General features: G+C 61.1%; 14 protein-coding genes. 5 read left to right on the forward strand and 9 right to left on the reverse strand.

Features of this window, described 5'->3' with window-relative positions; translation table 11 throughout:
* Positions 1–2: 2 nt before the first annotated feature.
* On the reverse strand, positions 3–959 hold the full coding sequence (locus RGR602_RS04245; protein WP_039844076.1) for a LysR substrate-binding domain-containing protein: 957 nt from the start codon (positions 957–959) through the stop codon (positions 3–5).
* A gap of 199 nt (positions 960–1,158) precedes the next feature.
* Here RGR602_RS04245 and RGR602_RS04250 point away from each other — a divergent pair, with 199 nt between their 5' ends.
* Positions 1,159–1,458 (forward strand): DUF1127 domain-containing protein, encoded by a 300-nt coding sequence (locus RGR602_RS04250; RefSeq protein ID WP_039844077.1) that lies wholly within the window; start codon positions 1,159–1,161, stop codon positions 1,456–1,458.
* 88 nt (positions 1,459–1,546) lie between these two features.
* Here the strand turns inward: RGR602_RS04250 and RGR602_RS04255 are convergent, their stop codons facing one another.
* The 6 genes from RGR602_RS04255 to RGR602_RS04280 form a co-directional block, all read right to left on the reverse strand.
* The gene (locus RGR602_RS04255; protein WP_039844078.1) at positions 1,547–2,407 is read right to left on the reverse strand and encodes a DUF937 domain-containing protein; all 861 of its coding nucleotides are present in this window, start codon (positions 2,405–2,407) and stop codon (positions 1,547–1,549) included.
* 86 nt (positions 2,408–2,493) lie between these two features.
* Complete coding sequence (locus RGR602_RS04260) at positions 2,494–3,867, reverse strand: glutamate--cysteine ligase (RefSeq protein ID WP_039844079.1); 1,374 nt, start codon at positions 3,865–3,867, stop codon at positions 2,494–2,496.
* 148 nt (positions 3,868–4,015) lie between these two features.
* Complete coding sequence (locus tag RGR602_RS04265) at positions 4,016–4,753, reverse strand: 16S rRNA (uracil(1498)-N(3))-methyltransferase (protein ID WP_039844080.1); 738 nt, start codon at positions 4,751–4,753, stop codon at positions 4,016–4,018.
* Positions 4,754–4,768: 15 nt separating this feature from the next.
* The gene (locus RGR602_RS04270) at positions 4,769–6,265 is read right to left on the reverse strand and encodes an inorganic phosphate transporter (RefSeq protein WP_039844081.1); all 1,497 of its coding nucleotides are present in this window, start codon (positions 6,263–6,265) and stop codon (positions 4,769–4,771) included.
* A gap of 64 nt (positions 6,266–6,329) precedes the next feature.
* Positions 6,330–6,842 carry an NUDIX hydrolase gene (locus tag RGR602_RS04275; protein ID WP_039844082.1) on the reverse strand — a complete coding sequence of 171 codons (513 nt, stop codon included), beginning with the start codon at positions 6,840–6,842 and terminating at the stop codon, positions 6,330–6,332.
* A gap of 297 nt (positions 6,843–7,139) precedes the next feature.
* The gene (locus RGR602_RS04280) at positions 7,140–8,036 is read right to left on the reverse strand and encodes a LysR family transcriptional regulator (RefSeq protein WP_039844083.1); all 897 of its coding nucleotides are present in this window, start codon (positions 8,034–8,036) and stop codon (positions 7,140–7,142) included.
* Between the two features lie 137 nt (positions 8,037–8,173).
* Between RGR602_RS04280 and RGR602_RS04285 the strand changes: the two genes are divergently transcribed.
* From RGR602_RS04285 to RGR602_RS04300, 4 genes are all read left to right on the forward strand, one after another.
* Positions 8,174–9,613 carry an FAD-linked oxidase C-terminal domain-containing protein gene (locus RGR602_RS04285; protein ID WP_039846640.1) on the forward strand — a complete coding sequence of 480 codons (1,440 nt, stop codon included), beginning with the start codon at positions 8,174–8,176 and terminating at the stop codon, positions 9,611–9,613.
* On the forward strand, positions 9,610–10,806 hold the full coding sequence (gene glcE, locus RGR602_RS04290) for a glycolate oxidase subunit GlcE (RefSeq protein ID WP_039844084.1): 1,197 nt from the start codon (positions 9,610–9,612) through the stop codon (positions 10,804–10,806). The genes RGR602_RS04285 and glcE overlap by 4 nt, the downstream gene beginning before the upstream one ends.
* 213 nt (positions 10,807–11,019) lie before the next feature.
* Positions 11,020–12,330 (forward strand): glycolate oxidase subunit GlcF, encoded by a 1,311-nt coding sequence (glcF, locus tag RGR602_RS04295; RefSeq protein WP_039844085.1) that lies wholly within the window; start codon positions 11,020–11,022, stop codon positions 12,328–12,330.
* 38 nt (positions 12,331–12,368) lie between these two features.
* Positions 12,369–12,800 carry a hypothetical protein gene (locus RGR602_RS04300; protein ID WP_039846641.1) on the forward strand — a complete coding sequence of 144 codons (432 nt, stop codon included), beginning with the start codon at positions 12,369–12,371 and terminating at the stop codon, positions 12,798–12,800.
* A gap of 93 nt (positions 12,801–12,893) precedes the next feature.
* On the opposite strand, the gene RGR602_RS04305 is transcribed toward RGR602_RS04300, so the two are convergent.
* On the reverse strand, positions 12,894–13,565 hold the full coding sequence (locus RGR602_RS04305) for a L,D-transpeptidase (protein WP_039844086.1): 672 nt from the start codon (positions 13,563–13,565) through the stop codon (positions 12,894–12,896).
* Between the two features lie 137 nt (positions 13,566–13,702).
* Complete coding sequence (locus tag RGR602_RS04310; protein WP_039844087.1) at positions 13,703–14,437, reverse strand: L,D-transpeptidase; 735 nt, start codon at positions 14,435–14,437, stop codon at positions 13,703–13,705.
* Positions 14,438–14,517 lie beyond the last annotated feature (80 nt).

Here is a 14,517-nt window from a genome sequence, read left to right on the forward strand (position 1 = left end):
GCCTACCAGCTCGGTACCATGTTAGCGGCCTTCAGGCGCGGATACTGCCGCGCATAGGCCGTCTTCACATCCGGTTCCAGGTTGTCGTCGACGACCGCAGGGGTGATGTTGTCGAGGCAGGCGGTGATATGCGCCGTGATCGCGTTCATCAGCGAGATTGAAACCCCCGGACGCTTCATGATGCCGATCTGCACCGGCGGCAGGGCAGGGAAGCCGTCAGCCTGGCTCAAAACCTTCATGCCTGTCCGCAATGCCGATTCCGGCATCACCGATACCGCCATGCCGGCAAGCACCGCAGCGGCAACCACCGTGCATGACCAGCTTGTGAAGAGGATCTGATGCTCGCGGCCCACGGCATCGAGCGCCGAACAGGCGAGTTGCCGCCACTGGCAGTCGCGGCGTCCGACAGCAAGCGGCACAGGCGCGTCGTCACGGAGCGGGTGGTTGGCGGAGCCAACCCAGCAGAGCGGCTCGGTTCTGACGACGTCGGACATTCGTTCCCGCGGGTTATGCGTCACCAGCGCGATGTCGAGCTCGCCCTTGTGCATGCGTTCTGCCAAATCCACCGAAGGCTCGCACACGATGTAAAGCTCCACATTCGGATGAGTCTTGGCGAAACGGCCGATGATCTCCGGCATGTAGCGGTCGGCGTAGTCGTCCGGCGTGCCGATGCGCAGCATGCCTTCGAGACGATTGTCGTCGAAAGCGGCGATTGCCTCGTTGTTGAGGCGGATGATACGGCGGGCGTAATTCAGAAGCTTCTCGCCCTCCACCGTCAGGCGGTTGCCGCGGCCATCCTTGATGAAGAGCTGCTTGCCGATTCGTTCCTCGAGGCGGCGCATCTGCATCGAGACGGCGGATTGCGTCTTGTAGACGCGATCGGCCGCCTTGGTGAAGCTGCCGGAATCTATGATGGCGATGAAAGTCTGCAACTGGTCAATATCAAGAGGCGCGGACATGGGCTCACCTATAACGATTGCTGATAATAACCATTAGAAACATTCGTTGGACTGATCAATAGGTCTTTGGCATCTTCGGGATGCAAATCAAGCAAAGTGACGGACAGACACCCTGCTGTCCTGCCTAGGTTTCAGCCCTCCTTCCCGCTCGACCTCGCGGGAGGGGTGGGCTGTTGCGCCCGAAAGAAAGGAGAGTTCGATGCGCATGATTGACCAGACAGTAGAACTCGACTGTGCCAAGCAGCCTGCGACGTTTTCCCAGCGTCTCGGCGGAACCCTTGCGCCGCTGACGGCTCTCTTTCGCGCATTCCGCAATCGTAGAGCGATCAACGGCCTGAATGACCTCGACGACAATCAGTTGCGGGATATCGGCCTGACGCGGGCCGACGTTACCGGCGCCCTGTTGACGTCGAGCTTCTTCGAAGATCCGTCGGCGCATCTGACGAACTCGGCGCGCCGCCGCTGGCGCCTCGCGATATTCCGTTCCTGCGTCGAGTAGGAGCGGCCAGTTTCCCCGCAGGGTGATAGCCAATAGCCCTGCCGCTTGACCCGGTGACCGGCTTTCCCAAGCCGTCTCCGGGTTTTTTTTATATCTTGGAGGAAGGCTGGCCCTTCTTAGGCAGATATGTCTCGAAGATCGATTCCATGCTTTTCTGATAGCCCCTCTGCACCTCAAGCCCGCTGTCGAACATGGTGTTGAGCATCTTCAGATAATTCTCCGCCTGCTCCTTGGCTTCTTCTTTCGGAGGCTCGGGCGCCTTTTGCGCCGCCGGCTGATTGAGGCTTCCCATCATGTCCTGAAAGGCCTTGGCGAAAGGATTGTCGAGGAACGGGTTGGCTGGAGCCTTCTTGGATTCTGGTTGCGGCGTGCTGAACATCAGCTGCATCGCTTGCGTGAACGGATTGTCGAAGATGCTCGGCTCGGGTGCTGTTTTCGGCTTTGGCGCAAAACCGGTGCTTTCCAGCCATTTCTGGATCGTTTCGCCCATCGCGGTATTGATGAAGGGGTTGACGGGCGAGATCATCTGTCCGGTCGCTTGCTTGAAGAGCCCGCCCATCAGCGTATCGGCCATCACCGGCAGCATCTGCTTGTAGATCTCCTGGCCGATGCCGGTCATCTGCGCTGCTTGTGCGGCGACGGCGCGCGAAACCTCCTTGGAGCCGAAAAGCTGGCCGAGGATATTGTTGCCGTCCGAGATGCCCTGCGGGGTGAAGGCCTTCGTCATGTCCTCGAAATATTTGGCATAGTTGCCGGATGCGACCGCCTGCATGAGACCCATGAAGTCATAGGGATTGCTCGTGCTGCGCTTCAGCCCGGCGGAAAAGGCCGGCATCAGCGCCGCCATCGCCTTGGTCGCCTGTTCCTGGGCAAGGTTGAACTGCTTGGAGATCGCGTCCATCGCCGCGCCATTCTGCGCCTGCATCATCATGTCGAAGAGTGGCAACATGATAGTCCTCCCCCGCTTTCCAGTGCTTGTGAATCGCCACTATAAACGGAAATCGGAATGCGCAAACGGCTTTTTGCCGAAGGGGTTCAGTACTGATATTCCTCGAAGACCGGCTCGACGGAGTGCTGCCAGCGGCCGTTGTAACGCGCCAGCAGGTCCTCGGCGAGCGTGGCTTTTTTGGCCATCACCTCGTCGAGCGGCGATAGGAAGATGCTCTCATCCTGGCCTTCCTTGTTCAGCCGGTTGCGCGACTTCAGACCCGCCTTCGAAATTCCGATGACCTCGCGGGCGGTTTCATAAAGGGCGTGGCCACCGAACTCGGCCTTCAGGCCGGCCGTTGGAACGGCATTGCGCAGCGCGCTGACTTCGGCAAATGTCCAGTTCTTCGTCAGCTGATCGGCCGCATCGAGCGCCGCTTCGTCGTATAGAAGGCCCACCCAGAAGGCGGGCAGGGCACAGATGCGGCGCCACGGACCGCCGTCTGCACCGCGCATCTCGAGGAAACGCTTCAGGCGAACGTCGGGGAAGAGCGTCGAAAGATGGTTCGTCCAGTCGCCCATCGTCGGCTCCCACGCGGCGACCTTGCCCTTCAGCGCGCCGTTCATGAACTGGCGGAAGGTGACGTGGGTACAGTCGTGATAGTGGCCGTCGCGGACGATGAAGTACATCGGCACGTCGAGCGCCCATTCCATGTAGTGCTGGAAGCCGAAGTCGTCGCGGAAGGTGAAATCGAGCAGGCCGGAGCGCCGGTTGTCCGTGTCGCGCCAGATGTCGCCGCGCCAGGAAAGCATGCCATTCGGCTGAGCTTCTGTGAAGGGCGAGGACGCGAAGAGCGCGGTTGCCAGCGACTGAAGCTTCATCGACACGCGCATCTTCTTCTGCATGTCGGCTTCGGAGGAGAAGTCGAGGTTCACCTGGATCGTGCAGGTGCGGTACATCATGTCGAGGCCCTTGGTGCCGACCTTCGGCATGTAGCGGGTCATGATGTCGTAACGGGATTTCGGCATGCGCGGCGTCTCGGCGAGCGTCCATTTCGGGCTGCCGCCGATGCCGAGGAAGCGGATGCCCATCGGCTCGGCGATTTCGCGCAGCGTCGCGAGATGCGAATTGGATTCCCGGCAAGTCTCGTGGATCGTTTCCAGCGGCGCACCGGACAGCTCGAACTGGCCGCCCGGCTCGATCGAGATCGCGCCCATGCCGTGCTGTTCGGCAAGGCCGATGATATTTTCGCCGTCCATGATCGGCTCCCAGCTGTTCTTTGCCTGCAGGCCCTTCAGAAGGGCTGAGATGCTGGCTTCGCCGGCATAGGGAACCGGGTTGTTGTCGGCACGGAAGAAGGCGAACTTTTCATGCTCGGTGCCGATGCGGAAGCGCTCCTTCGGCTTGTTCCCCGCAGCAATGTAATCGGTCAGCTCCTGCACCGAAGAAATCGGTGTCTGGTCGGTAGTATCGCGAGCCATTCAACGTAACCTGTATTCTGGGGAATGCCCGGTAGCACGGGCAATTGGAAGGGTGATTAGTGCCGGTCTCACGTATGTTGCAAGTGAAATTCTTTCAACGACGCATCAAAAAAATAGCAGGCTGTGTCAACGGACCCTGATTTGAAGGTTAATTCCAGTCGCCGACCGCCGCCTGGATGACCGCCATGGCCGCAACCGCAGCCGTGTCGGCGCGCAGGATACGCGGCCCGAGCGGGATGGCCGTGACGAAATCGAGGCCGCTCAGCCGCGCGCGCTCCTCCTCGGAAAAACCGCCCTCCGGCCCGACGAGCAGCGCAAGCTGCTTTTCCTCGATCTTTAAAAGCAGTGGCAGCGGGTTTTGCCCCGCATCGCCCTCGTCGCAAAATATGATCCGCCGCTCTTGCGGCCAGTTGTCGAGCAGATCGAAGAGCTTCACCGGCTCGGCAACTTCCGGGATGGCGAGGATGCCGCATTGCTCTGCCGCCTCGACAGCATTGGCCTTCAGTTTATCGAGATTGGTGATCTTGCCCTGCACATGTTGCGTCATGACCGGCTGCAGCACGCCGGCGCCCATCTCGACCGCCTTCTGCACGAGGTAGTCCAGGCGGCCGACCTTCAGCGGCGCAAAAAGATAGTGCAGGTCGGACGGAGCCGGCTGGGGCCGGGTCTGCTCGGTTGGCGTCACGAGGATGCGCTTGCGGGTCGGAAAGGAAAGGCTTGCCTTCCATTCTCCGTCTCGGCCGTTGAATACCAGGATTTCGGCGCCGTCGGTCATGCGCAGCACATTGGCGAGATAATTGTACTGGTCGGAACTGGCCTCCACTGCGGCGCCCGGCGACAAGGAAGCATCGACGAAAAGCCGCTGCATGCGGAAATTGGCGCGCATCTCAAACAATCCCGATCAAACGAAGAGGGCGAACATAACCCAATAGAGCAACGCCGCAAGCGCCGCCGACACAGGCACGGTAATGATCCAGGCTGCAACGATGGTCATGAAATGCGAGCGCCGCACAAGATAGCGGCGGCGCGCCTCATGAACGTTCGGATCTTCCGGTTCGTCGATCGCCCAGGCCTCGGCCTTGCTGCGCATATATTCGATGCGGCGCTTGGAATTGCGCGTATACCATTCGCGGAAGAAACCGACGCCGAAGACGGCGCCGACGGCGATGTGCGTCGTGCTGACCGGCAGTCCGAACCAGGACGCGACAATGACGGTGAAGGCAGTCGAGAGTGCGACACAATAGGCCCGCATCGGATTGAGTTTGGTGATCTGCTCGCCGACAAGGTGGATGAGGCGCGGGCCGAATAGCAGCAGACCGACGGACATACCGAGGGCACCGATCAGCATCACCCAGAGCGGCGGCGCGTCACCGCCGGATGAAAGGCCCGATATCGAACGCACGATCGCCGAAAGCGGGCCGATGGCGTTCGAAACGTCGTTGGCGCCGTGTGCGAAGGACAGCAGCGCTGCAGAGCCGATCAGCGGGAATTTGAAAAGAGTGCGCAGCGAACTGTTGCGGTTTTCGAGGCCTTGCGATTGCCGTGCGACGATCGGCATTGACGCTGCCCAGGCAACGAGGCCGGCAGATAATCCGAAGGCAAGGATCATCGGTGACGAAAATCGCCCGGCGGGCGTGAGCTGCAAGATCATATAAGCCGCAAAACCGCCGGTCATCATGGCAATCAGAGCCGGAACCCAGCGCCGTGCTGCCGCAATCTTGTCGTCACGGTAGATGATCAAGGTCTTGACGAGGTAGAGCAGGCCAGCGGCGATGACGCCGCCGATCAGAGGCGATGTCATCCAGCTTGAGGTAATCTCGACCATGACGCGCCAGTTGACGGGATCCGGCCCGACAGCGGCAATTCCGGCACCGATCACCGCGCCGACGATCGCATGTGTCGTCGAGACTGGCGCGTTCAGCCAGGTCGCAAGATTGATCCATAGCGCTGCGGCCATCAGCGCGGCCATCATGATCCAGGCAAGCAGGCCTTCGGGAACCTCTACGGCATCGATGATGCTCGACGAGATCGTTCTGACCACCGCTCCGCCGGCGATGGTTGCTCCGAGAACCTCGAAGGCTGCCGCGATGACGAGAGCCTGTGCCATCGTCATGGCACGCGCCCCGACGGCGGCGCCGACATTGTTCGTCACGTCGTTCGCGCCGATGTTCATGGCCATGTAGGCAGCGAGCGCAGCAGCGGCGATGACGAGAACGGCGCCCTGCCGGTCGAAGACGTAGACGCCTGCAAATAGCATCGCCAGACCGAGGAAGATCAGGCCGAGGCCCGGGGCGACCAGCTTGCGCGCGACGAACTTCGCCGCGTCCTCGGCATGGGTGATTTTGTCGAGGTCCTTGTCGAGCGTTCGTTTCGTAAGAACGGGAGTTCGGCTGGGCATTCTGTTCCTTGGGGCAAATCCTGCGTTAGCGCCCCTCTATCCTAGCAGCGCAAGAAGGCAGGAATCATTCCGCTGGAATCTGCCTGGGCAAGCTTGCCTGAGGCCGCTCGCTCATCCTTCGCTTGAAGAGCAGGAAGAGATCGCGAAGCTCGGGCTCGTTGACGCGCTTGACCGCCTCGTCACAGGTTACCCACTCGATCTTGCGTTCGCCCTTTTCCTTGAAGTTCTTGGCGACATCGATGACCTCAAGCACATAGACCTGGACCTTGCAGGTTACTTTCAGTCCGTCCTTCAGGATCTTCGGATAGGTGTAGGAGCCGAGCGGCTCGTGTTCGACAGCGCCACGCGCGCCCGCTTCCTCATGGGCCTCTCGGGCGGCAACTTCATAGGAGCGCTTGCCGTTCATCGGCCAGCCCTTGGGGATGACCCAGCGGCCCGTATCGCGGCTCGTCATCAGGAGAACCTCGACCTCACTGGTCTTCTTCTTCACCCGGTAGCAGAGGGCAGCATATTGCAGTCGCGGCGGGCGACGGAACATCAGCTGCACATCAGAAGCCAGTCGGGTAAGAATCGTCAATTGTCGGGTCACCTTTTAAAGTCTGCCTCAGGAATCACTAATATAAGTTTCGCATGGAAATCTCGCACGGTCCATGCGCCGTTCGACGGTCGAGGACATGATCTACACTTCGAATAAGGAAATTCGTTGCCGTTCCGCTTCGGAATTCCGTCAGATCGTGTGCTGATTCCGTCCTTGCACAGCTGTTCAATATGATCTCGACTGACATCTCATTCAATGCCGGGCACATTTGTTCCTCCGGAATCTTTCAAGATATGGTGACTATGCGTCTTCCGCTGCTCAACTCTCGTGCGTTGCCTAAAGTTCCCAGTAAGGAACCGGGCCGTAGAGGTCGGCGAGATAGTCGATGAACAGGCGAACCTTGGCCGGTAAAAACTGCCGGCTGGGGTATACTGCGGAGAGCGCCACGTTGCGGGAGCCCTCATAGGCCGGCAGCACCTGCACGAGATTGCCGCTCTTGAGTTCATCGCCGATATCCCAGGTGGAGCGCAGCGCGATGCCGAGCCCCGCGATCACCGTCTCGCGGATCACCTCGCTGGAGTTGGTGACGAGCATTCCCTCCGGCCGCAGGCTCGTCGCGCCGCCCGGTCCTTCAAGGCGCCATAGGTCGTTGTTGTGCGCCGGCAGGCAGCGATGGTTCTTCAGGTCGTCGATGCTTTGCGGCATGCCATGCATGTTGAGATAGGAAGGCGCGGCACAAAGCAGGCGCCGGACCGGCGCGAGCCTTCGGGCGACGAGGCTGGAATCGGTGAGCTCGGCAATGCGGATTGCCAGGTCGAAGCCGCCGCCGACGATATCGCTTAGTTCATCCGTCAGCACGAGGTTGATCGCAAGCTCCGGGTGTGCGTCCATGAACGCCTTGAGATGCGGCGCAATATGCATGCGGCCGAATGAAGTGGGTGCCGAGATCTTTAGCGTGCCGTGCATCAGCGCCGAGCGGCCGGAGATATAATATTCCGCTTCCTCCAGCCCAGCGAGAATGCCGAGCACGCGGTCGTAGAAACCCTGGCCGGCCTCGGTCAACGAAATCTGGCGGGTCGTGCGTTGCAACAGACGTGTGCCGAGCCTGTCTTCCAGTCGTTTGATGCGCTTGGAAACGACGGCCGGCGAAAAGCCGAGCACGCGCGCGGCAAGCGACATGCTGCCGGTCGAAACGACCTTGGCAAATATCTCGAGATCACCCAGATTTGTCATATTGCTTTTAGACTTTTTCCCTTTTTGGCATAAATGCCTAGCATTTGCGCCGGTTTCGGGAAAGTGCTAAGCCAAACGAGCCGGTTGTCGTGGAGGACGCGCCGGTTTCGCCGCCATTCGTCCGAAGGAAGCGCGCCATGTCCGACGCCATCTCTTTTCTCGCTCCGCGCGCCGATGTGCTGGCCCGCCGCCGCCAGATCGTAGGCGACCTCATCGACTTGCTGCCGCCCGAATGTCTCATTCACGAGGCGCGAGAGCTCGTGCCCTTCGAAACAGATGCCTTCGTTGCCTATCGCCGGGTGCCGCTTGCCGTCGCATTGCCACGCACCACCGTCGAAGTCGCAGCCGTGATGAAATATTGCAATCGCTACGGCATTCCGATCGTGCCTCGCGGGGCGGGCACGTCGCTCTCAGGCGGCGCCATCCCGCAGGAGGATGCGGTCGTGATCGGCCTTTCGAAGATGAACCGCATTCTGGAAATCGATTATCAAAACCGGGCAGCCGTCGTCCAGGCGGGCGTCACGAACCTCAATATTTCCGAATCGGTCTCCGCGGATGGTTTCTTCTACGCGCCCGATCCCAGCTCGCAGCTGGCCTGCACCATCGGCGGCAATATCGGCATGAATTCCGGCGGTGCGCACTGCCTGAAATACGGCGTCACGACCAACAACCTACTCGGCGTGAAGATGGTGCTGACGGATGGAACGGTCATCGAGCTCGGTGGCAAGGCGCTGGATGCGGGCGGCTACGACTTGCTGGGTCTCGTCTGCGGCCACGAGGGACAGCTCGGCATCGTCACCGAAGCGACGGTCCGCCTGATCGCGAAGCCCGAAGGTGCGCGGCCCGTGCTTTTCGGCTTCGACAGTTCCGAGGAAGCCGGCTCCTGCGTCGCCGATATCATCGCGGCGGGCATCATTCCCGTGGCGATCGAGTTCATGGATAAGCCGGCGATCGAGATATGCGAGGCCTTTGCCCATGCGGGATACCCGCTCGATGCCGGTGCGCTGCTGATTGTCGAGGTCGAAGGCTCCGAGACGGAGATGGACGGCATTTTGAAAAACATCGTCGAGATCGCCCGCCGTCATGGCGTAAGATCCATTCGCGAGAGCCAGTCGGCGACGGAGGCGGCCCAGATATGGAAAGGCCGCAAATCTGCATTCGGGGCCACGGGGCGGATTGCGGACTATATCTGCATGGACGGCACGGTGCCTCTCAGCCAACTTTCCTATGTGTTGAAAAAGTCGTCGGAGATCGTCGATCGCTACGGTCTGCGCGTCGCGAACGTCTTTCACGCCGGCGACGGCAACATGCATCCGTTGATCCTTTTCAATGCCAACGATCCGGAGGACGCAGCGCGAGCCGAGGCCGCCGGCAACGACATCCTGAAGCTCTGCGTCGATGCCGGCGGCTGTCTCACCGGCGAACATGGCGTCGGCATCGAGAAGCGCGACCTGATGCGGCATCAATTTTCCGAGGTAGATCTCGCTCAGCAGATGGCGGTGCGTTCCGCCTTCGATCCGGGCTGGCTGCTCAATCCGTCCAAGGTCTTCCCGCTTGATGGGCGCGCCGCTGTATGACCGATTTTCTGCCGGAGACGGAAGAGGCCGCAGCCTCGATCATTCGTGAACACGCGGCCGCGGGTAAACCGCTTGCCATCTGTGGCGGCAACACCCGCTCGGGCTTCGGCAGTGCTGTGGCGAAGGACCGCTTGCGTTCTACCGGTCTGACCGGCATCGTCTCGTACAATCCCGGCGAGATGGTCCTGACCGCACGCGCCGGAACACCGCTTGCAGAGGTCGAGGCGGCGCTTGCGGAAAACGGGCAGATGCTGGCTTTCGAGCCGATGGACCACCGCCCGGTCATGGGCACGTCCGGCGAGCCGACCATCGGCGGCGTCTTTGCCGCCAACGTCTCCGGTCCTCGCCGCTTCGTAGCAGGCGCGGCGCGCGACAGCCTGCTCGGCATCCGCTTCGTCAACGGCAGGGGCGAGATCGTCAAGGCGGGCGGGCGGGTGATGAAGAATGTCACCGGCCTCGATCTCGTCAAGCTTCTCGCCGGTTCACACGGCACGCTTGGCTTGCTGACGGAAGTCACCTTCCGCGTGCCGCCACGGCCGAAAACGGAAGAGACTATCGTCGTCTCCGGCCTCAATGATGCGGACGCAGCCACTGCGATGGCCGCGGCGATGGCACAGCCGGTCGAGGTCTCAGGTGCGGCCCATCTTCCCTTGACCGTTACCTGGAAATTCCTCGGCGGCAAGCTGCCGGAGGGCGAGACGACCGTTCTCAGGATCGAAGGTCTGCCGGGCTCCGTCGAAGCGCGTGCTGAAAGGCTGGCATCGGCGATGTCGGCCTTCGGCGCGGTCGCGATATTGGACGAGCCCGCCAGCCGCCAGCTCTGGCGCGAAATACGCGATGTGCATCCTTATGTCGATGAAACGATGCGGCCGGTCTGGCGCATCTCCGTCGCTCCGACCATCGGCCATCAGCTCGTCGCTGCCCTGCGCCTCGAAGCTGGCGTCGATGCGTTCTACGATTGGCAAGGCGGCCTGATCTGGATGCGGATGGAGGCCGATCCGGAGTCGCAGCTCATCCGACGGTTCATCAAGGCGCTGGGCGGCGGCCACGCTACGCTGATCCGTGCAACTGACGCGGCGCGCGCTGCCGTATCGGCGTTCCAGCCGCAGCCCGAAGCCGTCGCCCAGCTGTCGGCGCGGGTGAAGGAGAAATTCGATCCGGCGGGAATACTCAATCAGGGAAAGATGGGGTGATATGATGGCCGTTATCCGCTTGTGGCAGCACCCCCCTGCGTCCCTACGGGACATCTCCCCCACAAGGTGGGAGATTGGCAATACATGTCGTGCGCTCTTTCCACTCTGGTCCAACTACGACCGCAAGGCCGTCTCATCCGATCGTCCCCCTTGGGGGGGAGATGTCTGGAAGGACAGAGGAGGGCATGCCTCCCCGCGGCCCGGAGTTGCCTGATGCAAACCAACTTCACCGCCGAGCAGCTAACCGATCCGCACGTCGCCGAATCCGAGAAGATTCTGCGCAAATGCGTGCATTGCGGTTTCTGTACCGCGACCTGTCCCACCTATGTGACGCTCGGCAACGAGCTCGACAGCCCGCGCGGCCGCATTTATCTCATCAAGGATATGCTGGAAAACGGCCGGGCCGCGGATGCCGAAGTGGTTACACATATCGACCGTTGTCTCTCCTGCCTGGCCTGCGTGACGACGTGTCCCTCCGGCGTCGACTACATGCATTTGGTCGATCATGCCCGGGCCCACATCGAAAAGACCTATAAACGTCCTTTCATGAACCGGTTCACTCGCACCATCCTCGCGGCGGTGCTGCCCTATCCCGGCCGCTTCCGCCTGGCGTTGAAGCTTGCGAAGATCGGCAGGCCGCTCCAGGGCCTGATGCGTGCGCCGGTCATGAAGCCGTTTGCCGCGATGCTGGCACTTGCGCCGAAACATATTCCGGCGCCATCGCGCTTCTCGCTGCCGGCGGTCCATGCTGCGAAGGCGGAAAAGCGCGGCCGGGTTGCAATTCTGACGGGCTGCGCTCAGCCGGTGCTCGATCCCGCGATCAACGAGGCGGCGATCAGGCTTTTGACCCGCCTTGGCATCGAGGTGGTAGCGCCCGCCGGCGAGGTCTGCTGCGGCTCGCTGGTGCATCATATGGGCCGCGAGGAGCAGGCGCTTGCAAACGCACGGGCAAACGTCGATGTCTGGACGCGCGAGATCGACAAGGGTGGTCTGGACGCGATCATCATCACCGCCTCCGGCTGCGGCACGACGATCAAGGATTACGGCCACATGCTCCGTCTTGATCCCGCCTATTCACAAAAGGCGACGCGCGTGGCGGCGTTGGCGAAGGACATAACGGAATTCCTGGCATCGCTCGACCTGCCTGCCCATGTGCCGAAGGGCCTGACGGTAACCTATCATTCTGCCTGCTCCATGCAGCACGGCCAAAAGATCACCATGGCGCCGAAACAACTTCTGAAGGCGGCCGGCTTCACGGTGCGCGATCCGGCGGAAGGCCATCTCTGTTGCGGTTCGGCTGGAACCTACAACATCATGCAGCCGGATATCTCCGCGGCGCTGAAGCTGCGCAAGGTGAAGAATATTGAGGCGACGAAGCCGGATGTGATTGCAACGGGAAATATCGGCTGCATCACGCAGATCGCGACCGGCACAGCGATCCCAATTCTGCATACGGTTGAACTGCTTGATTGGGCCTATGGCGGCGATATACCGCAAAAATTAAGAGGTTTTCCGTTAGCGTGAGCCTGGCCGGTTTTCGGCTGGTCACGGAGTTCAGCGCTATGGGGCGTACAATCTTATTGCTCGCAGGTCTGCTTGGCGCGGCAGGGGCTGCTCACGCCGACAGCCGTTTCTTTTGCTCAACAGACGATAATAGCGCGCGGTTCACGATCGAAAGCGGCTTTCAGGACGAGGCCGGCCACAGGCTCAATCATTTCCGCGGCGCGCTGATCGTCAAGAACAACTCGGTTCCCGAGGCCTTCAGGAAACGCGTGTTCGATTCCAGCAAACTCACGAACCGCTGGTCGCATGACGGTGAACTCCGCCTCGAGATTTTCGATGATGGCAGCGAAGACGCCAAAGACCAGTCACTGAGCCTCGTCATTCTTGCCGAGGGTCGGGGGAAGAATTTTTCGGGCACCTACGGACTGACGGTCAGCGGCGACGGAAAGCCGTTCACCGCCAGCGGCAAGGTCAGCTGCGGCTCCAAGTAGCCGTAACGGCTTGAACAGGTCGCAACAATCTTACCTGACGTCAATGTGAAAAGGGCGGCACAAGGCCGCCCGTCGTTACAGTAATCAGCGACGTCAGCCGCCGCCGAAGATGGTGCGCAGCACGTCGATGCCCCTGTCCTGGAAGGCGACGCTGCCTTGCTTGTTGCCGGGGCCGATGACGATCACCTTCGTGCCGACCGGCACGCGCGAATAGAGATGGATGACGTCATTATTCATCATTCGGATGCAGCCGGAAGACATGTTGAGGCCGATCGTCCAGGGCTGATTGGTGCCGTGGATGCGGAAAATGGTGTCGCGTCCGCCCTTGTAGAGATACATGGCGCGTGCGCCGAGCGGATTGTCCTCGCCACCCTCCTGAAAGGCGGGAATGATATGGCCCTTGCGGGCTTCGCGGATGCGCATCTCGGCCGGTGGCGTCCAGCTCGGCCATTCTGCCTTGCGGCCGACCTTGACGACGCCCGACCATCCGAAGCCATCACGGCCGACACCGATGCCGTAGCGCGTGGCGCGGTTCTTCGACTCGACGAAGTAGAGATACTTGTTGTTTGTATCGACGATGATCGTCCCCGGTACTTCGTCGGTCACGAGCCGCACGAGTTTGCGCTTATACTGCGGCTTGACGAACTTCGACTGCGCGACGCGGACGACCGGCGCAGCATCGTGCACTGGTTGGGCAACGGCGGGCATTATTGCGACGGAAAAGGCAATGCCGGCGGCCACAAGGCCGGAGGCGACTTTCAGCATGATTGATTCCCCTCAAAAGCAAGATCGGGCTGAAGCTACCTGAACTCCAGCCTGATTCAAGATCAGTCGCCGGCGCCATTGCACTTTTCGAGTATGCCGGCCCGGATGTTCTTGCACAGCGGAACTAAATCCGGGCGTTACATGACGATAACCCGCGTGCCCACGTTGACGCGTTCGTAAAGGTCGACAACGTCTTCGTTGCGCAGGCGGATGCAGCCGGACGAGACGGCGCTGCCGATCGTCCAGGGTGCGTTGGTGCCGTGGATGCGGTAGAGCGTCGAGCCGAGATACATGGCGCGCGCGCCGAGCGGGTTCTGCGGGCCGCCATCCATGCGCGCAGGTAGATAATGGCCCTTGGCAGCTTCGCGGCCAATCATGTCGGAAGGTGGCGTCCAAGCCGGCCATTCCGACTTGCGGGTGATCTTGTGCGCGCCGGCCCACTCGAAGCCCGGCTTGCCGACGCCCACACCATATCGCCGGGCCGTGCCGTTTGCCATCACGAGATAGAGAAAGCGGTTGTTGGTATCGATGACGATCGTGCCCGGCTTTTCCTTCGTTTCGTAATCGACCATCTGCGGCAGATATTGCGGCTCGATCTGATGGCGGATCACCGGTACTCCGGGACGAACGGCCGCAACCTGCTGCACGGCCGGTGCCCGGCGGAAGAACCGGCGCTGGAAGAAGCCGCGCGGCTGCACGGCCGGGCGCTGATAGACGACGGGACGAACGCCACCGCCGAGCTGGTTGAGCCAGGGCGCGGTGAGATCGGGGCTGAGAACGACCGGCGGGCGGCTCGCATAGCGATCGTTGCCGAGCGCCGGCGAGACAAGAAGGCCGATCAGGCCGGCGGCAATCAAGACTGATTTCATCATCGGACGGACTCTCTACAAATGACCGAGAATGCATGAGGGCGGCATTTCTGCCTGACAGAATGCTGCCATCATCCCGCCAG

The sequence above is a fragment of the Rhizobium gallicum bv. gallicum R602sp genome, assembly GCF_000816845.1.
Taxonomy (GTDB): domain Bacteria; phylum Pseudomonadota; class Alphaproteobacteria; order Rhizobiales; family Rhizobiaceae; genus Rhizobium; species Rhizobium gallicum.